Source organism: Lysobacter cavernae (assembly GCF_042648505.1).
In the GTDB taxonomy this organism is placed as follows: domain Bacteria; phylum Pseudomonadota; class Gammaproteobacteria; order Xanthomonadales; family Xanthomonadaceae; genus Lysobacter_L; species Lysobacter_L cavernae.
Genome location: NZ_JBHRXK010000013.1, coordinates 1 through 17,443, shown reverse-complemented (window position 1 = coordinate 17,443; position 17,443 = coordinate 1). Strand labels below are relative to the sequence as shown.

At 67.8% G+C, this 17,443-nt stretch carries 14 protein-coding genes and 1 tRNA gene; 6 read left to right on the top strand and 9 right to left on the bottom strand.

The genetic code is table 11. The features are described 5' to 3' along the window. The first annotated feature begins 95 nt into the window (after positions 1 to 95). A complete protein-coding gene (locus tag ACFOLC_RS15710) occupies positions 96 to 704 on the top strand; it encodes a hypothetical protein (RefSeq protein WP_386760208.1) in 609 nt (202 codons plus the stop codon). A 112-nt stretch (positions 705 to 816) separates the two neighbouring features. On the opposite strand, the gene ACFOLC_RS15705 is transcribed toward ACFOLC_RS15710, so the two are convergent. Next, a complete protein-coding gene (locus ACFOLC_RS15705) occupies positions 817 to 2,247 on the bottom strand; it encodes an aldehyde dehydrogenase family protein (protein ID WP_386760207.1) in 1,431 nt (476 codons plus the stop codon). A 104-nt stretch (positions 2,248 to 2,351) separates the two neighbouring features. After that, positions 2,352 to 3,692 carry an exodeoxyribonuclease VII large subunit gene (gene xseA, locus ACFOLC_RS15700; RefSeq protein WP_386760206.1) on the bottom strand — a complete coding sequence of 447 codons (1,341 nt, stop codon included), beginning with the start codon at positions 3,690 to 3,692 and terminating at the stop codon, positions 2,352 to 2,354. Between the two features lie 75 nt (positions 3,693 to 3,767). Between xseA and ispG the strand changes: the two genes are divergently transcribed. After that, positions 3,768 to 5,051: a flavodoxin-dependent (E)-4-hydroxy-3-methylbut-2-enyl-diphosphate synthase gene (ispG, locus tag ACFOLC_RS15695; RefSeq protein WP_386760205.1), complete on the top strand. Its 1,284-nt coding sequence runs from the start codon at positions 3,768 to 3,770 to the stop codon at positions 5,049 to 5,051. Between the two features lie 13 nt (positions 5,052 to 5,064). After that, positions 5,065 to 5,742 (top strand): phosphatase PAP2 family protein, encoded by a 678-nt coding sequence (locus tag ACFOLC_RS15690; protein ID WP_386760214.1) that lies wholly within the window; start codon positions 5,065 to 5,067, stop codon positions 5,740 to 5,742. 9 nt (positions 5,743 to 5,751) lie between these two features. Here ACFOLC_RS15690 and ACFOLC_RS15685 read toward each other — a convergent pair whose 3' ends face one another. The 7 genes from ACFOLC_RS15685 to ACFOLC_RS15655 all read right to left on the bottom strand — a co-directional run bounded on the left by ACFOLC_RS15685 (position 5,752) and on the right by ACFOLC_RS15655 (position 13,020). After that, a complete protein-coding gene (locus tag ACFOLC_RS15685; RefSeq protein ID WP_386760204.1) occupies positions 5,752 to 6,405 on the bottom strand; it encodes a hypothetical protein in 654 nt (217 codons plus the stop codon). 67 nt (positions 6,406 to 6,472) lie between these two features. Next, on the bottom strand, positions 6,473 to 7,882 hold the full coding sequence (locus ACFOLC_RS15680) for a pectin acetylesterase-family hydrolase (protein WP_386760203.1): 1,410 nt from the start codon (positions 7,880 to 7,882) through the stop codon (positions 6,473 to 6,475). Positions 7,883 to 8,221: 339 nt separating this feature from the next. Continuing rightward, the gene (locus tag ACFOLC_RS15675; RefSeq protein WP_386760202.1) at positions 8,222 to 9,133 is read right to left on the bottom strand and encodes a DMT family transporter; all 912 of its coding nucleotides are present in this window, start codon (positions 9,131 to 9,133) and stop codon (positions 8,222 to 8,224) included. A 100-nt stretch (positions 9,134 to 9,233) separates the two neighbouring features. Next, complete coding sequence (murB, locus tag ACFOLC_RS15670) at positions 9,234 to 10,274, bottom strand: UDP-N-acetylmuramate dehydrogenase (RefSeq protein ID WP_386760201.1); 1,041 nt, start codon at positions 10,272 to 10,274, stop codon at positions 9,234 to 9,236. After that, positions 10,271 to 11,329 (bottom strand): quinone-dependent dihydroorotate dehydrogenase, encoded by a 1,059-nt coding sequence (locus tag ACFOLC_RS15665; RefSeq protein WP_386760200.1) that lies wholly within the window; start codon positions 11,327 to 11,329, stop codon positions 10,271 to 10,273. The genes murB and ACFOLC_RS15665 overlap by 4 nt, the downstream gene beginning before the upstream one ends. A 9-nt stretch (positions 11,330 to 11,338) precedes the next feature. Next, a complete protein-coding gene (gene amaB, locus ACFOLC_RS15660) occupies positions 11,339 to 12,871 on the bottom strand; it encodes an L-piperidine-6-carboxylate dehydrogenase (protein WP_386760199.1) in 1,533 nt (510 codons plus the stop codon). Positions 12,872 to 12,943: 72 nt separating this feature from the next. Continuing rightward, a tRNA-Arg gene (locus tag ACFOLC_RS15655) sits at positions 12,944 to 13,020 on the bottom strand. A 255-nt stretch (positions 13,021 to 13,275) separates the two neighbouring features. Between ACFOLC_RS15655 and ACFOLC_RS15650 the strand changes: the two genes are divergently transcribed. Genes ACFOLC_RS15650 through ACFOLC_RS15640 form a run of 3 tightly spaced genes read left to right on the top strand, consistent with a single transcriptional unit; the run spans position 13,276 to position 17,322 of the window. Beyond that, a complete protein-coding gene (locus tag ACFOLC_RS15650) occupies positions 13,276 to 15,543 on the top strand; it encodes a type VI secretion system Vgr family protein (protein ID WP_386760198.1) in 2,268 nt (755 codons plus the stop codon). 22 nt (positions 15,544 to 15,565) lie between these two features. Further along, complete coding sequence (locus ACFOLC_RS15645; protein WP_386760197.1) at positions 15,566 to 17,197, top strand: hypothetical protein; 1,632 nt, start codon at positions 15,566 to 15,568, stop codon at positions 17,195 to 17,197. Continuing rightward, positions 17,194 to 17,322, top strand: coding sequence for a hypothetical protein (locus ACFOLC_RS15640; protein WP_386760196.1), 129 nt, complete (start codon positions 17,194 to 17,196; stop codon positions 17,320 to 17,322). Before ACFOLC_RS15645 ends, ACFOLC_RS15640 begins: the two co-directional genes overlap by 4 nt. Positions 17,323 to 17,443: the final 121 nt, after the last annotated feature.

Below are 17,443 nucleotides of genomic sequence, written 5' to 3'. Positions count from 1 at the left end.
TGACTTGCCTCACTACTTCACCTTCGCAATATTTCTTTCCGCATGGTCTCCGCGAGCGTTCAAGCAAGTCGCGTTTACTCATCGCCACGTTGCTGATGGCGGCATCGTCCACGGTGCTGGCGGGATCGCCGCGCCTGATCTACCTGCCGTCGACCGAGGCCGGTGTCGATCACGCGGCCATCGTCGAAGCCTTTGGTGACCAGGGATTCGATGTCAGCACCCATGCCTATGCCGGCGAGGATCGTCGGACCTATGCCCGGCGCATCGCCGCCGAGATCAAGGCGCTGATGGCGCAGGGCGTGCCAGCCGAGGAAATCAATGTGGTCGGTGCCGGTACTGGTTCGGCGATCGCCACCCTGGCCTCGGCCGCCGTCGGCAATGCCCACGTCAACTACGTGCTGCTCGGGCAATGCGATCCGCTGCTCAAGCACCAGTACCGTTTCCGGATGAGCGGGCGCGTGCTCGGCGTGCGCGACGATGCCGATACCGCCTCGCATTCCTGCCGCCCGCTGTGGAACGAGTCGCCCCGCGTCAGCGAGCGCCAGGACCTGGTGCTCAACACGTCTTACGGTGCGGATCTGTTCGATGCACCGCGCAACGAATGGCTGCAGCCGCTGCTGGAGTGGAGCGGCGGTGGCCAGGTCGACGTCGGCGAGATCAAGGTGACGCAGGTGACTGCGCCCAAGCCGGAGCGTGGGCACTGAGCAACACAATAGCCCGGCACGGATGCCGTGCCGGGCTGACTGGCCGGGCTGGTAGAAATCCGTGCCGGCGGCGCGAGGTCGGCTTGCCGAAGCGCATAACGCGCAACGCGTGTCACGGATCGCGGATCACCAGCAGGCGCGGCTCGGTCATGTCTTCGATGGCATAACGCACGCCCTCGCGACCCAGCCCGGACTGCTTGGTGCCGCCGTAAGGCATGTTGTCGACGCGGAAGCTCGGCACATCGCCGACGATGACACCGCCGACGTCGAGCCGGTCCCAGGCGCGCATCGCGTGGGCGAGGCTGCCGGTGAACACGCCTGCCTGCAGGCCGAAGTCGCTGTCGTTGACGCGCTTCAAGGCGTCTTCGAAATCATCGAACGGCTCGAGCAAGGCCACCGGTGCGAATGCTTCCTTGCGGTAAAGATCGGTGTCGTGCGGCAGGTTTTCCAGCAACGTCGCCGGCAGCATGTTGCCCACGCGCTCGCCACCGGCCAGGCGCTTGGCACCGGCTTTGCGTGCCGCCGCAATCCAGCCTTCGATCCGTTTGGCCGCGTCCACGTCGATCATCGGCCCGATGAACGTCTTCTCGTCACGCGGGTCGCCCATGCGCAGTTTCGCCACCGCGGCTTTCAGTTTCCTGCGCAGCTTGTCGTGGATGTCGGCATGGGCGTAGATGCGCTGCACGCTTATGCAGCTTTGCCCGCTCTGGTAATAGGCGCCGAACACCAGCCGCTCGACGACGTGGTCGAGCGAAGCGCCCGGATCGGCATCGACGATGCAGGCGGCGTTGCCACCGAGTTCCAGCGTGACCTTCTTGCGCCCGGCGCGTGCCTTCAGCTCCCAGCCGACCAGGCCACCGGTAAAACTGAGCAGGGCGACGCGCTCGTCCTCGACCAGTTGCGCAGCGTCCTCGTTGGAGCAGGCCAGCACCGAGAACGCGCCCTTGGGCAGGTCGGTCTCGGCCAACACCTGCGCGATGATCAGCGCGCCGATCGGGGTCTTGGCCGCGGGCTTGAGCACGAACGGGCAGCCGGCGGCAATGGCCGGCGCCACCTTGTGTGCGACCAGGTTGAGTGGAAAGTTGAACGGGGTGATGAAACTGCACACGCCGATCGGCACGCGCTTGACCATGCCGCGATAGCCGCGGGTACGCGGTGATATTTGCAGTTCCACGATCTCGCCGCCGATGCGGGTGGCCTCGCCGGCGGCGATGCGGAATGTGTCGATCAGGCGTGTGACCTCGCCGCGGGCGTCCTTGATCGGCTTGCCGGCCTCGATGCACAGCGCCTGGGCGAGTTCCTCGAAGCGCTCGCCGAAACGGCGCACGCAATGCTCGAGCACGTCGCGGCGTGCATCGGGCGGAAACGCAGCCATCGCCTCGCGCGCCTTGTGCGCGGCGACGATCGCTTTACGCACCGCAGCCGCATCGGCCAGCGCCACCCGGGTGGCGCGCTTGCCGCTGTACTTGTCGAACACCTCCAGGTCTGCGTTGGCCGCGACCGCTCGGTTGGCGAGGTAGTAGGGATAACGTTTGGCGAGCATGGAGACCTCCGTTCCCGCAAGATGGATCAGGGTGGGTGAACGTCATGTCGGGCGAGGTTTGCTTGTCATTCCCGCGGAGGTGGGAATGACGATGAAGAGCGGCTTCACTCGCTCGTGTCGATGACCCGCACCCGCAAGCTGCCGTCAACCAGTCGCGCGTCGAGCCGATCGCCAGGCGCTGCATCGAGCACGCTGCGCACGATGCGACCGTCGTCGTGGCGCAGGATGCTGTAGCCGCGTGCGACGGTGGCCAGCGGGCTCACCGCTTCCAGCGAGCGGGCGAGGCCGCGCAGGTGCAACGCCTGGTGGCCGAGCCGGCGCACGATCGCGGCCTGCGGGCGCAGGGCGAGGGTGGCCAGGCGCTCGCGCAGACGCGCGATGCGGCGTTGCGGCTGCGACGCCCGCAGCACCGCGTCGGCGTGGCGCAGGCGGGCGCGCTCGCGCTCGAATTGCCGCTGCCAGGCCGCGTGCAAGCGGCGCAGCGCATCGACCTGGCGACGCTGCAGCAGCTGCAGGCGTGCCTGCGGTCGCAGTGCGTTCAAGCGCAAGGCGGCGCGGTCGGCGCGCTGCATCGCCTGGCGCAGCCGCTGCAACTGCACGGCGCGCAGGCGCGCATCGAGCAGGTGCAGGCGGTGATTGAGGTCATCGCGGTTGGGCACCAGCAACTCGGCCGCGACCGACGGCGTCGGTGCGCGCACGTCGGCGGCGAAATCGCTGAGGCTGAAGTCGGTCTCGTGGCCGACCGCCGACACTACTGGCACGGGTGAGGCCGCGATCGCACGCGCCAGGTGCTCGTCGTTGAAGGCCCACAGGTCTTCCAGCGAGCCGCCGCCGCGTGCGACCAGCAGCACGTCGTAGCGCTGCGAGGTGATCGCCCGCTGCAGCATCGCCACGATCCGCGCCGCGGCGCCGTCGCCCTGCACCGGCACCGGCAGCACCTCGGCCTCGACCAGTGGGAAGCGCCGTGCCAGCACGCTCAGCACGTCGCGCACGACGGCGCCGCTGGGCGAGGTGATCACTCCGATGCGCGAGGCGAACCGCGGCAGCGGCCGCTTGCGCTGGGCATCGAACAGGCCCTCGGCGGTGAGCTTGGCTTTGAGCTCCTCGAACGCGCGCCGCAGCGCGCCTTCGCCAGCCTCTTCCATGTGGTCCAGCACCAGCTGGTAATCGCCGCGGGCCTCGTACAGGGTCAACCGGCCGCGCGCCAGCACGCGCAGGCCCTCGCGCGGGGCGAACTTCAGCCAGCTGCTCTTGGGCTTGAACATCGCGCACCGCACCTGCGCGCGCGCGTCCTTCAGGGTGAAGTAGAGATGGCCGGACGACGGCCGCGACACGTTGCCCAGCTCGCCTTCCACCCACACCAGCGGGAACGCGCCTTCCAGCAGGTCGCGCGCCAGGGTGTTGAGCTGGCTAGGGGTCAGGACGTGGTCGGCGGGGGAGTCCACTGGCGGCATGAACGGGCGGCGGACCACGGTAGCGCAGTGACGGCTTCCGGTCACGCCGGCGGTACAATGGCGTCCATGAATTCAGATGCTCCTTTACCCTGCGCAGACCCCGGTTTTGGCCCGCTGGCCCGTCGTTTGACGCGATCTGTACGGGTCGGCGGCGTCGATGTCGGCGGTGGCCATCCGGTGGTCGTGCAGTCGATGACCAACACCGACACCGCCGACGTCGCCTCGACCACCAAGCAGGTGGCAGAGCTATGGCGTGCCGGCTCGGAGCTGGTGCGCGTCACTGTCAACACGGTCGAGGCTGCTGCGGCGGTACCGCGCATCGTCGACAAATTGGCGATGATGGGCATCGAGGTCCCGATCATCGGCGACTTCCACTACAACGGTCACCAGTTGCTGACCGCCGAGCCGGCCTGCGCCGAAGCGCTGGCCAAGTACCGCATCAACCCCGGCAACGTCGGCTTCGGCAAGAAGAAGGACAGCCAGTTCGCCACCTTGATCGAACTGGCGATCAAGCACGGCAAGCCGGTGCGCATCGGTGCCAACTGGGGCTCGCTGGACCAGGCCCTTGCCGCGCAGCTGATGGACGAGAACCACCAGCGTGCCGAGCCCTGGGATGCCGGTCGCGTGCTGCGCGAGGCGTTGATCCGCTCGGCGCTGGATTCGGCGGCGCGCGCGGTCGAGCTGGGCCTGAGCGCCGACCGCATCGTGCTCAGTGCCAAGGTCAGCGGCGTGCAGGAGTTGATCGCGGTGTACCGCGAGCTCGCCAACCGCGGCGACTACGCCCTGCACCTGGGCCTGACCGAGGCCGGCATCGGCAGCAAGGGCATCGTCGCCTCCAGCGCCGCGCTCGGTGTGCTGCTGCAGGAAGGCATCGGCGACACCATCCGTATCTCGCTGACGCCGGAGCCGGGCCAGTCGCGCACCAACGAGGTCATCGTCGCGCAGGAGCTGCTGCAGACCATGGGCCTGCGCGCGTTCACGCCGATGGTCACCGCCTGCCCGGGATGCGGCCGCACCACCAGCGAGTTCTTCCAGGAACTGGCCAAGACCGTGCAGGAGCACGTGCGCGCGAAGATGCCGGAATGGAAGATCAGCCATCCGGGTGCCGAGAACATGACGCTGGCGGTGATGGGCTGCGTGGTCAATGGCCCGGGCGAATCGCGCCACGCCAACATCGGCATCTCGTTGCCGGGCACGGGCGAGGCACCGTCGGCTCCGGTGTTCGAGGACGGCGAGAAAACCGTGACCCTGCGCGGCGAGAACATCGCCAACGAATTCGTCGCCCTGATCGACCGCTACGTCGCGCGCAATTACGGCCCGCGCGCCGGTGCCGAGGCCCGTGGCGGCTGAAGGCGGAGAAGCATTGCAGCAGGGGCTGCGCTTCGGCGCGGCGTTGTTGCGTCGGTACGGCCTGCACCTGCTGCTGATCTTCGTCGGCCTGCTGCTGCCGCTGTGGGGTTTCGCCGAGCTGGCCGACGAGATCCACGAGCAGGAAGTAATCGCGTTCGACGAGCCGGTACTGAACTTCGCCCATCAACTGGCCCGCGACGGTTCCGACCGTTTCTTCGTGCTGGTCTCGAAGCTGGGCTACCTGTGGGGCGTGGTGCCGTTCGACATCGCCCTGGTGCTGGTATTGACCTGGCTGCGGCGGTTGCGCGCGGCCAGCTTCGCCGCGCTCGCGCTTGGTGGTTCGGCGTTGCTCAACATCGCCACCAAGCAGGTGTTCGCGCGCGAGCGGCCGGCACTGTGGGAGTCGGTCGCGCCGGAAACCAACTACAGCTTTCCCAGCGGCCACGCGATGGGTTCGATGACCCTGGCCTGCGTGCTGATCCTGCTGACGTGGCGCACGCGCTGGCGCTGGCCGGTCGTCGTCGTGATGGCGACCTTCGTGGGGCTGGTCGGGTTGTCGCGGGTGTATCTGGGCGTGCACTACCCCTCGGACATCCTCGCGGGCTGGGCCGCGGCGATGGCCTGGGTGATCGCGGTGTTCGTGCTGGTGTACCGCAACCATCTTCGGCCGTGGCGCGGCACTTCCCACTGAAGAGAAGGATCAGCGTGCAGTCGTGCGTCCGTAGGCGATCTCGCGTTCGTGCTGCAGGCGCCGGCGCAGGTACTCGTTGCGACTCAGCCCCCCGGGGACGACCGGCATCGCCATTACCTCGGTGACGATGCGGTTTTCCCGCGTCTTGTAGTCGTTGAATGCGCGATCGTCACGCTGTGCGGCGAGGAAGGCGGCGTTGCGGCGTTCGGCATGGACCTGGTACGCGGCCGCGAGATCGGCGGTGCGCTGCATCTGCCGCGCCGGGTCGGTTTCGGTGGCGCGGATCAGGCCGATGCGCAGCATCAGGGTTTCGCCGGCTGACAGATCGCCGGCGCGCTCGTAGCGGTCGATATCGGTTTCCAGTAGCTGCGCCTGCCGTTGCCGTGCTGCCGGGGCGAGACGGCCGGCCTCGGCGAAGAAGCGGCGCGCCTGCTCCTGAAAGTCCACACGCGCCTGGTAGGCACGGACGGCCGGGCGACTGAGCAGCTCGACACGCGAAGTGACGTTGCCAGTCGCGGCCGATGCCAGCGCCGCGTTGTTGCCGGACGTGGCGCTGGCGCGCGCTGCGCCTTGCTGTCCAGCGCGATGTGCACCGTAGCCGCCGAGTCCGAGCAGCAAGGCGACAGACGCGATGATGGTGATGGCGCGGTTACGTCGTTTCATCGGTATGGGCGACAGTGGAGGCGATCGACGCGGGCTGCCCTCCCAGCAGCCCGCGCCGGTCGACCGGTCAGCCGTTCAACAGCGCATCGATCAGCGCGTAGAACGGGTTGAACGGCTTCTTGCGATCGGCCTCGTCACTGGCCTCGGAGGCATCCAGCACCGGGCCCTGGCCGTTGAGCACGTTGTCGACGAAATGGCCCAGTTCCAGCTGCCGCTCCTGGATGTCGCCGTTCTTGAAGTCGACGATGGAGTCGCAATGGCTTTCGTTGAGCGCGCGGAACTGCGAGTAGTAGCCGCCGACGTTGGCCAGGCTGTCGGTGGTCTGCTTCAAACGCGTGGTGTCCTGCGCCCACTTCTGGTGCAGCAGTTGCTCCTTGGTGGCCTGGTCGGGGGCGTTGACGATCTCCGGGAAGAAGCGCTCGTAGGAGTACGAGGAGTAATTGAGGTCCTGCCAGAAATAGGTGATGCCGAGGCGGTCGCTGCGGCGCTTGTTGGCCAGGGCCCGCACCAGCGTGCCGAAGTCGTTGCGGTTGAAGCCGTAGGCGCTGAGGCGGTTGCTCATGTAGTCGATCGGGCCGTTGCTCTCGTCCAGGCCCCAGGCCGGGCGCACCGTAGCGAACAGTGGCACCGACGGGTACTGCTGCGGGTCGGCGCCAGTGGGCGCGCTGTACACCGGACCGGAGTCGTTGATCAGGAAGGCGCGGTTGGGCGCCATGTCGCCGCGCACGTGGTCGTAATTGAGCATGCTGCCGACGCCGCCGGCGCTGCAGCCGGTCTGCACCAGCTGGGTCGGCCGCGGCAGGTGGTCCTTGAGCCAGGCCACCACTGCGCGCTGGTTGCGCAGGCCGTTGTGGTGGTAGACCAGCGGCGGGTTCTGGCCGCTCGGGTCGGGGTACACCGCGACCTTGTCGCCGCTGTAGATGTCGCCGGTGCAGTAGGGCACGTAGACCAGGTTCCAGTCCTGCGTCTTGACGACGTCCAGCGTCGGCGAGACGCGTAGCACGAACGGGCTCACCAGGCTGGCGCCAGGATTGAGCAGGCCCATGTAGTCGTCGGGGATGCCGTCGGGATTGCGCGCGCTGCGCGGGGTCAGGCCCTTGCAGCTTGCGTAATCCCAGCAGGCGCCGCCACCTTCCATGTAGATCAGGGTGTTGCGGGTGTCGGCGACGCGGTTGACGAAGAACTTGTACGGCGTGCCGTTGCCGCAGACCGCGCCGGTCTCCGGCGCCAGCTGCACGGTCTGCCAGCCCAGGTAGCGGCCGGGTGCAAAGCCGTCGTCGAAGCCGGCAGGGTTGCCGAGCAGCGGATAGGCCGACGCGTTGCGCTGCGCCGGCGTCACCGGGTTGTCGGCCGGCGCTGGCGATACCAGGTTGACCAGCACCTGCCACCAGGCGTAGTCGCCTTCCTCGGCCAGTGCGGCCGGCGGAGTCAGTGCGATGGCGAGGGCGATTGCGAGGACTGCTGGCTTGCGGTTCATTGCACGACTCCCTGTCACTGCGATGGCCGATCGGCGCGCGGGCGGGCGCGGCCGCATGGAGTGAAATGCTCCGTACCGGGGCGTATCCGGACGGGACGCCATTGATCCGCCGCCTGCCGAGGCGGTCAAGCCGGACCCGACCGGCGGTCGCGCTCGGCCGCTACCCACCCGGAACGGGGCCGGAATGCCCCCCTTTTTCCGGCCAGGGGACGTGCGGCGTATTGCGGCGCACAAGGACGAAGGCGGGTGTGGGTTGCAGCGACCGCTCAAACAGCGCGTCGACGAGGTCCAGGAACAGCAGCTGTCGAGCGCCCAGGCCGCCGTGCCGGCCAGCGGCCGCTACTCGCCCGGCTTGGCCGCGGCGGTCGGCGCCGCCGAGGCGGCGCGGCGGGCCAGCACCGCCTCGCGGTGGGCGATGTAGGCGTTGGAGGCGAGGATGATCGCGGCGCCGATCACGGTCCAGCGGTCCAGCGATTCGCCGAACCAGAGCCAGCCGGCAGTGGCGACCAGCGGCAGCTGCATGAAGCTGATCGGCGTCAGCGCCGACACCTCACCGAGCTTGAGCGCATGCGTCCACAGCACCTGGCCGCCGGTGCCGAAGATGCCGGCCGCGACCACCCACAGCCAGGCGATCCCGACCGGCCATTCCCACACGAACAACGCCGGCAGCAACGACATCGGTACCCAGAACAGGTAGGTGTAGAGAACAATCGTGTTGGCCGAGTCGATGCGCGACAGCTGCTTGATCTGGATCGCGACCACGCCGCTCAGCACCGCGGCGAGCAGGGCGATCAGGGTGCCGGCCGAGAAGTCCGCCGAGCCCGGACGCACGATCACCAGCACGCCGAGGAAGCCCAGCGCCACCGCCGCCCAGCGCCGCGCCCGCACATGCTCGTGCAGGAACACCACTGCGGCGATCGTCACGAACACCGGCGTCGAGTACGACAGCGAGATCGCCTGCGCCAAGGGCAGGTGGCCGATCGCCCAGAAGCCGGCGAGCATCGAGCCGATGCCGATCGCGCAGCGCACGAAGTAGCGTGGCAGTTGCCTGGTGCGCAGCGAGCCGCGGTTGGCCTGCAGCAGCAACGGCAGCACAGCGAGCAGGCCGAAAAAGTTGCGGAAGAACGCGATCTCGAAGGTGTGCAGCGATTCCGACGCCAGCCGGATCGCGATCGCCATCACGCCGAACGACAAGGTGCTGCCGAGCATGAAGCCGGCGGCGCGCAACGGGTGGGCGGGCGCGGCGCTCATGCGTCGATGATCTGCAGGCGATGCTGCCAAGTCAGGCGATTTCCTGGTGACCGGCGTCGGGCATTGTCGGTCAGTGCACGCATCACCAAGGTCGTGCTCGTCACCACGTCGCGCCGATGAGACGCGGCTCGGGCTCGATGGCGACGCCGAAACGCAGCTGCACCGAGTCGGCGATGCGGCGGGCGAAGTCGAGCAGTTGCCGGCCCGTGGCATGGCCGTGGTTGACCAGCACCAGCGCGTGCGAGGCGGCGACACCGGCATCGCCGTCGCGCTGGCCCTTCCAGCCGCAGGCGTCGATGAACCAGGCCGCCGAGAGCTTGCGCGTGCCGGTGTCATTGCCGCGGAACACCGGCATCGCGGGGTATTGCGCCTGCAAGGCTTCGGCCTGTGCCGCCGGCACGATCGGGTTCTTGAAGAAGCTGCCGGCATTGCCAAGCACGGCCGGGTCGGGCAGCTTGCGGCGCCGGATCGCGATCACCGCCGCCGCCACGAGTTGCGGCGTGGGCGCGTCGATGCCCATCGCGATCAACTCGTCGCCGAGGCCGGCGTAGTCGAGCTTGAGCGCGGGCATGCGCGGCAGCGCGAACTCGACCGCGGTAACGATGTAGCGGTCGGGCGCGTGCTTGAACACGCTGTCGCGGTAGGAGAACGCACAGGCCGCTGCATCGAGGCGATGCAGTTGCCCGGTCGCCGGCTCGAAAGCTTCGACCGCGTGGATGAACTCGCGCACCTCGACGCCGTAGGCGCCGATGTTCTGGATCGGCGCGGCGCCGACCGTGCCCGGGATCAGGGCGAGGTTTTCCAGCCCGGCCAGCCCTTGCGCCAGGGTCTGCATGACAAAGCCGTGCCACGGCACGCCGGCGTCGGCGCGCACGATCGCATGTGCGCCGTCGTCGGTCAGGGTTTCGATGCGTTCGCCGGTCAATGCCAGCACCGGCCCCGCCGGATCGCCGGCAAACAGCAGATTGCTGCCGCCGCCAAGCACCAGCGCGATGCCATCGGCCAGTTCCGGCGCGGACAGCACTTCGGGCAGTGCGGTGACATCGGCGACTTCGACCAGCAGCGGCGCGCGCGCGGCGACGCCGAAGGTGTTGCGGTAGTCGAGCGCGGCATCGCGGACGATGCGGACGGCGGCCTTCATACCGTGGGTGGCACGTTACCGCGGCTGGGTGCTTCCTTGCGCCGGCGGATCGCCTCGACGCATTCGTGCACCAGCGCGGGACCGCGGTAGACCAGGCCGGTGTAGCACTGCACCAGGCTCGCGCCGGCGGCGGTCTTGGTCACCGCATCGGCGCCGGAGAGGATGCCGCCGACGCCGATCATCGGGATCGACTCGGGCAGGCGCGTGCGCATCATGCGCAGCACCGCGGTCGACTGACCCATCACCGGCCTGCCGGACAGGCCGCCTTGCTCGTTGGCGTGACGCGCGCCTTCGACGCCCATGCGCGAGACGGTGGTGTTGGTGGCGATCACGCCGTCAACCTGCAGGTCGCTGAGCACGCGCGCGGCGGCCTCGACGTCCTCGTCGGACAGGTCGGGGGCGATCTTGACCAGCATCGGCACGCGTTTGCCGTGGCGTGCGCCCAGTGCCTCCTGCGCCTCGCGCAGCGCGCCGACCAGGCGGCGCAGGGCCTGTTCCTCCTGCAGCTCGCGCAGGCCGGCGGTGTTGGGCGAGGAGATGTTGACGGTGATGTAGTCGGCCAGCGGGTACACGCGCTGCAGGCACAGCAGGTAGTCGCTTTCGGCGGACTCGTTGGGCGTGTCCTTGTTCTTGCCGATGTTGATGCCGAGCAGGCCGTGCTTGCGCTGCGCTTTCTCGACATTGCGCACCAGCGCATCGACGCCGCCGTTGTTGAAGCCGAGGCGATTGATCACCGCCTGTTGCCCGGGTAGGCGGAACATGCGCGGCTTGGGGTTGCCTTCCTGCGGCTGTGGCGTGACCGTGCCGACCTCGACGAAACCGAAGCCCAGCGCGAGCAGGGCATCAATGTGCTCGCCGTTCTTGTCGAGCCCGGCGGCCAGGCCGACCGGGTTCGGGAAAGTCAGGCCGAAGGCCTTGGTCGGCAACGGTGTCGGCCGCCGTGCCAGCAGCGGGCTGAGCCCGCTGCGGTACGCGGCTTCCATGGCCTTCAGGCCGACGCCATGCGCGGTCTCGGCGTCGAGACCGAACAGGAACGGGCGCGCGAGTGCGTACATCGTCGTCGCTTACAGGTCGAACTTGATGCCCTGCGCCAGCGGCAGCGCGTCGGAGTAGTTGATCGTGTTGGTCTGGCGGCGCATGTAGGCGCGCCACGCGTCCGAACCCGACTCGCGGCCGCCGCCGGTTTCCTTCTCTCCGCCGAACGCGCCGCCGATCTCGGCGCCAGAGGTGCCGATGTTGACGTTGGCGATGCCGCAGTCCGAACCCGCCGCCGACAGGAACGCCTCGGCCGCCTTCAGGTTTTCGGTGAAGATCGACGACGACAGGCCCTGCGGCACGTCGTTCTGCAACGCAATCGCCTCGTCGAGGGTCTTGAACTTCATCACGTACAGGATCGGCGCGAAGGTCTCGGTCTGCACGACTTCGGCATCGTTGGTGAGGCCGGTCACGATCGTCGGCAACACGAAGTTGCCCTTGCCCTCGATCGCAGCGCCGCCGGTCTCGATCTTGCCGCCGCTGGCCTTGGCCTTCTCGACCGCGTCCAGATAAGCCTGCACCGCGTCGCGGCTGTTGAGCGGGCCCATCAGGTTGGCCGGGTCGGTCGGGTCGCCGATCTTCTTCTCGACCTGCTTGTAGGCGGCGACCAGCTTGGCCAGCACGTCGCCATGGATCGACTCGTGCACGAACAACCGGCGCGTGGTGGTGCAGCGCTGGCCGGCGGTGCCGACCGCGCCAAACACGATCGCCGGGATCGCCAGTTTCAGGTCGGCGGTCGCATCGACGATGATCGCGTTGTTGCCGCCCAGTTCCAGCAGCGAGCGGCCCATGCGGCGCGCGACGCGCTCGCCGACGTGGCGGCCGACCTTGGTCGAGCCGGTGAAGCTGACCAGGGCGATGCGCTTGTCGTCGACGAAGCTCGACGCCAGCTCGGTGCCGGCATCGTTGAACAGGAAGAAGATGTCGGGGAAACCGCCGGCCTTGAGCGCCTCGTTGCAGATGCGCATGGAGGCGATCGCCGACAGCGGGGTCTTGGGCGAGGGCTTCCAGATGGTGATGTCACCGCAGATCGCGGCGATGAACGAGTTCCAGGCCCACACCGCGACCGGGAAGTTGAACGCCGAGATCACGCCGACCAGGCCCAGCGGGTGCCACTGCTCGTACATGCGGTGGCCGGGGCGCTCGGAGTGCATGGTCAGGCCGTACAGCTGGCGTGACAGGCCGACGGCGAACTCGCCGATGTCGATCATCTCCTGCACTTCACCGTCGCCCTCGGGCTTGGACTTGCCCATCTCCAGCGCGACCAGCGAGCCGAGCGCGTCCTTGTGCTTGCGCAGTGCGTCGGCGCACAGGCGGATCGCCTCGCCGCGGCGTGGCGCCGGGGTGGTGCGCCACACCGCGAAGGCGGCCTGGGCGCGCTCGACGAGGGTGTCGTAATCGGCCTGCGAGGACGCCTGCACCTTCGCCAGCACCGCGCCGTCGGTCGGATTGATCGACTCCAGCACGCCGGCATCGGCGGTCTTGGACCACTCGCTACTGCCGAGGTAGGTGCCGGATTCGGTGTCGTTCAGGCCGAGCGCGGTGAGGACGGGGTGGGTCATGAAAAGCTCCAAGAGAGACAACTGCGAAAGCAACGCATTGAAAATGCCGGCACATGGATGTGCCATCCATGGTGGTGACCCCGGCGCGATTCGAACGCACGACCTGTCCCTTAGGAGGGGACCGCTCTATCCAGCTGAGCTACGGGGCCTTAACGGGGGGATTTTCGCACGAACCGTTCACTTGTCGGAAATCGACCCCCGGTCACGCCATGCTCGGGGCACATGCGGTTACATACGGTTGTCATGGACCGGGCTAACCATCGGTTCAGGCAGGGCGGGCGAGTTCCTCGTAGCCTTGGCCTCCAAGGGGCAGGGAACAGGGGCCGTGCCACCGACCGATCGCACGCCAGCCGTCGATCCGCTGCCTTCAACGGGCAGATCGACGCAAGTCATGGAGAAACATCGTGTACGGATACACCCCCGAGGCACTGGCCAAAGTGGCCACCTTCAACCAGGACACCCGGCTGATCCGGGTCAAGTCGTCGCTCGAGTCCGAGCCTTTCATGGTGCATCGGATGCACGGGACCGAAGAGGTCTCGCGGCCGTTCGCCTTCACGGTCGAGCTGCTGTCACCCGATGCCCAGCTCGAACTCAAGCAGATCGTCGGCCAGCCGATGCGGCTGAGCCTGCAGGCGCCGGACGGCGACCGTCATTTCCACGGCTACGTCAAGGAATTCGCCCGCATCGGCACCGACGGCGACCTGGTCCGCTACCAGGCGCAGATCGGGCCCTGGTTCGGCTTCCTGCAGCACACCAGCAACTGCCGGATCTTCCAGGACCTGTCGGTGGTCGAGATCGTCGAGGAGGTGTTTGCGCCCTACGCCGAGCTCGCCGCCTGCAAGTACGACGTCGATGCCGGCAAGTACCCGAAGCTGCCGTATTGCGTGCAGTACAACGAGTCGGATTTCGCTTTCGTCTCGCGCCTGCTCGAGGAAGCGGGTATCTACTACCACTTCGCGCACGCGCAGGACGGCCACACCCTGGTGCTGTGCGACGACTCCACCCAGTGTCCGGCGATCGCCGGCCAGAACACGGTGCGTTACCTGCCTGACATCGGCGTGCAGGACGAGCACGGGCTGGACCAATGGGCGACGCGACGCCGGGTCGGCACCAGCGTGCAGGCGCTGAAGAGCTTTGATTTCAAGCAACCCAAGAGCCCGCTGGCGGTCGACCGGCCGCTCGACATTCCCAATGGCGTGTTGCCGCGGCTGGAAAGCTATTACTACGAAGGCGCGGCGAGCTACCGCGACAGCCAGATCGGCGACGCGCTGGCGGCGTTGCGGGCCGAAGAGTTGGCCTGGCCGACCAAACTGTTCGAAGGCGGCGGCAATATCCGCTCGCTGCAGCCCGGGCATCATTTCGTGCTGCACGGGCACTTCGAGCATCTCGAACCGGACGAGGAGGCGCGGCAGTTCTTCGTCATGCAGCTCGCCCACGACGTGCGCAACAATTTCAGCGACGGCTACACCGAGGTCGAAGGCGCCAGCTACCGCTGCAGCACCACGGCGCTGCGTCGCAAGATCCCGTTCCGGCCGCAGCGGCAGACGCCGCAGCCGCGCATGCCCGGGCCGCAGACCGCAACCGTGGTGGGCCCGCCCGGCGAGGAAATCCACGCCGACCGGTACGGCCGGGTGAAAGTGCAATTCCACTGGGACCGGCTCGGCCAGTTCAACGACGCCAGCTCGTGCTGGGTGCGCGTGGCCAGCCCCTGGGCCGGCAGCGGCATGGGTGGCGTGTCGCCACCGCGCATCGGCCAGGAGGTGGTGGTCGACTTCCTCGACGGCCACCCGGACCGGCCGATCATCACCGGTCGCGTCTTCAACGAGGACAACATGCCGCCGTTCGGCCTCGAAGTCAGCGGCCTGAAATCGAAGACGGTAAAGGGCGAGGGTTTCAACGAAGTCACCATGCACGACGGCGTGGGCAAGCAGCTGCTCAACATGCACGCCCAGCGCGACATGGCCACCACCGTGCAGAACGACCAGAACACCGCGGTCAACAACAACAAGGCGACCACCGTCGCCAACAACCACAGCATGAACGTTGGCGTGAACCAGGACATCGCGGTCGGCGCCAACCGCGGCATCAACGTCAAGGGCAACGACGCGCTGACCATCGTCGGCGCGCGTACCACCGACGTCACTGGCACCGCTGCCACCACTGTTACCGGTGCTGTAACGGAGTTGTTCAAGAACGGACAGAGTCTGACCATCCCCGCGGTCGGCTACACCGAAAGCATCACCGGCCCGTTCCTGACCAGCCTGACCGGCGACTACACCAGCCAGCGCATCGGCGCCTGGAAAGAGTCGGTCACTGGCGTCTCCGAGCGTGCGGTCAGCGGCGCCGTCACCGAGATCATGGGCGCCGGCCGCACGCAGTCGGTCACCGGCGACGACAAGCGCCAGGTCAGTGCCCTGGTGGAAGACATCAACGGCGGTGACCGCACGCTGTCGGTTGGCGGCAAGATGGAGCAGGGCGTGGCCACGACGCTGGCGATCAGCGCCGGCGGCGACATGACCCTGGGCTCGGGCAGCCTGGTGGCGATGGGCGTCGGCGAGGCCTCGGGCATCTCGATCACCGCCGGTGAAATCGTCATCACTTCCGGCGGTTCCACCGTGGTGATCAATGCCGGCGGCATCAGCGTCAACGGCGCCAAGATCAACCTCAACTGATCCGTATCATGGAGATCAGGGAATGAGTGCGGCCAAAAGCCCCGTCGAGCAGCGCATCGACCTGCTCCGTGACCTGTGGCTGGAAGCCACGGGTGACGAGCAGGCCCGACTGCTGGTCTGGCGCATCCCCGGCAACGCCGACCGCATGCTGGCTGCCTTCTTCGAGGCGCACCGGCAAGCGGAGGAGGCGATGACGCCGGATTTCTTCCTCAATTTCGACTGCGACTTCGATACCGGCTTCGGCTACAGCCGCGCGCTGCTGGAGCATTTCCAGCTCGGTTACGTCGGCAGCCGCGACAGCCTCAAGGCACAGGGTGCGGCGATCGACTGGCGCGGCGCGCACGCGGACCATCCGTCTTCCGCTGCCGGCGTGATGGACATGCTCGGCTCCTTCGCCCAGCACTACCGCGAGCACATGCGCAGCTTCGTGGCCGTGCTGGTGCCCGGCGCGGTGACATCGGTCGAGGCGTTGCAACGTTGGCTGGAGACGGCTTTGCAGGCGCCCGTGCCGGAGCGCGTGCGCCTGTGCGTGGTCGATTACGCCGATTCGCGCCAGTGGCAGCCGCTGGTCGAGCGTTTTGGCAAGAGCGTGCGGGTGATCGACGCGCCGATCGACATGTTCGACATCGCCCGCGCCACGGCAGCCCAGTCCAGCGGCGGGGCCGGGCCGACCAGCGCGTACCGGCAGATGCTGACCGATGTCATGACCCTGCTCGACAAGGGCAGTGCCGCGCAGACCGCCGCACGCGCTGAACGCGCGCTGCAGATGGCCGGCCGGCAGCAGTGGCCCGACCAGCAGGTGGTGCTGCACATGGCGGTGGCCGGTGCGCACCTGAAGGAAAAGCAGTTCCCCGAAGCGATCACGCGCTACCGTTCGGCGCGCGAATGCGCATTGGTGGCCGAGACCGTGCAACACGCGGCCGGCACTCACCTGGTCATGCAGACGTGGTTCGGCGAGGCCGGCGTGTGGTTGACGGCCGGCCAGCCCGAGCGCGCGGCGCAGGCCTACGCGCAGGGCGCGGAAGTCGCGCGGCGCGTGCCCAATGGCATGTTCGCCATCGAGGGACAGCGCATGGCCGGTTTCTGCCTGGCCCGGGCCGGACAGCCCGAGCCGGCCCGCGATCGTTATCTGCAAGGTCTGGGTGAAGCCAAGGCGATGCTGCCGGCCGATCGCGCCATGACCACGTTGCCGCTGCTGCTGCAGGACATGCTGCGCCTGCAGGACGCGACGCGCACCGAAAAACTGGAGCACTGCGCCAAGGTCTATCAGGACGAGATCGCGCAGGCGCACCAGCAGGCCGAGACACGCGCGGCGGCACTGGGTGCTCGGCCACCGGCGTCGGCGATCACGGCACTGGAGGCCGAGATGGGTGCGACGTTCGAGCGCAGCTTCCGCAAGGTCTGCGACGAGCGCGAACGCCTGGTCGCCGGCGGTGATGAGTTTTTCCGCAAGGTCGTCGCGATTGGTCGCGACTTCCTGCACCCGGCCTGGAACGGCCTGCCGGACGTCAAGCACCCGCTCGACAAGGAGCAGCCCGAATGGGATGCGCCGCCGCAGTTCGCGCAGTTGCCCGATCCGTCCGACCTGCTCGTCGATGATGCCGGCGGGCGCAACCGACCGATACCGACCGATACCGTGGAGAGCATCGTTTGAATATCCGCAAATGGATCATCCTGGCCGTGTGCGTGCTGGCCGTCATCGCCCTGGTGCTGTGGCTGGGCGATGACTCCAGCGATGAAGGACGGGATTTCCTGCGCGCGCTGCGCCACGTGCTGTAGACAAACCAAGGCAAGGACGCCGGGACATGACGATCGCCGCCAAGCACTTCGATCCCCAGCTCGGGATCGACATCCACACCTACCTGATCCCGCCGTCGCCGATTCCGATTCCGTTGCCGAC

Coding starts and splice junctions, on each gene's coding strand:
- ACFOLC_RS15675 (WP_386760202.1), bottom strand. CDS start 9,133: ATGAGCGCCGCGCCCGCCCACCCGTTGCGCGCCGCCGGCTTCATGCTC.
- ACFOLC_RS15705 (WP_386760207.1), bottom strand. CDS start 2,247: ATGCTCGCCAAACGTTATCCCTACTACCTCGCCAACCGAGCGGTCGCG.
- ispG (WP_386760205.1), top strand. CDS start 3,768: ATGAATTCAGATGCTCCTTTACCCTGCGCAGACCCCGGTTTTGGCCCG.
- ACFOLC_RS15685 (WP_386760204.1), bottom strand. CDS start 6,405: ATGAAACGACGTAACCGCGCCATCACCATCATCGCGTCTGTCGCCTTG.
- amaB (WP_386760199.1), bottom strand. CDS start 12,871: ATGACCCACCCCGTCCTCACCGCGCTCGGCCTGAACGACACCGAATCC.
- ACFOLC_RS15680 (WP_386760203.1), bottom strand. CDS start 7,882: ATGAACCGCAAGCCAGCAGTCCTCGCAATCGCCCTCGCCATCGCACTG.
- ACFOLC_RS15665 (WP_386760200.1), bottom strand. CDS start 11,329: ATGTACGCACTCGCGCGCCCGTTCCTGTTCGGTCTCGACGCCGAGACC.
- murB (WP_386760201.1), bottom strand. CDS start 10,274: ATGAAGGCCGCCGTCCGCATCGTCCGCGATGCCGCGCTCGACTACCGC.
- ACFOLC_RS15710 (WP_386760208.1), top strand. CDS start 96: ATGGCGGCATCGTCCACGGTGCTGGCGGGATCGCCGCGCCTGATCTAC.
- ACFOLC_RS15645 (WP_386760197.1), top strand. CDS start 15,566: ATGAGTGCGGCCAAAAGCCCCGTCGAGCAGCGCATCGACCTGCTCCGT.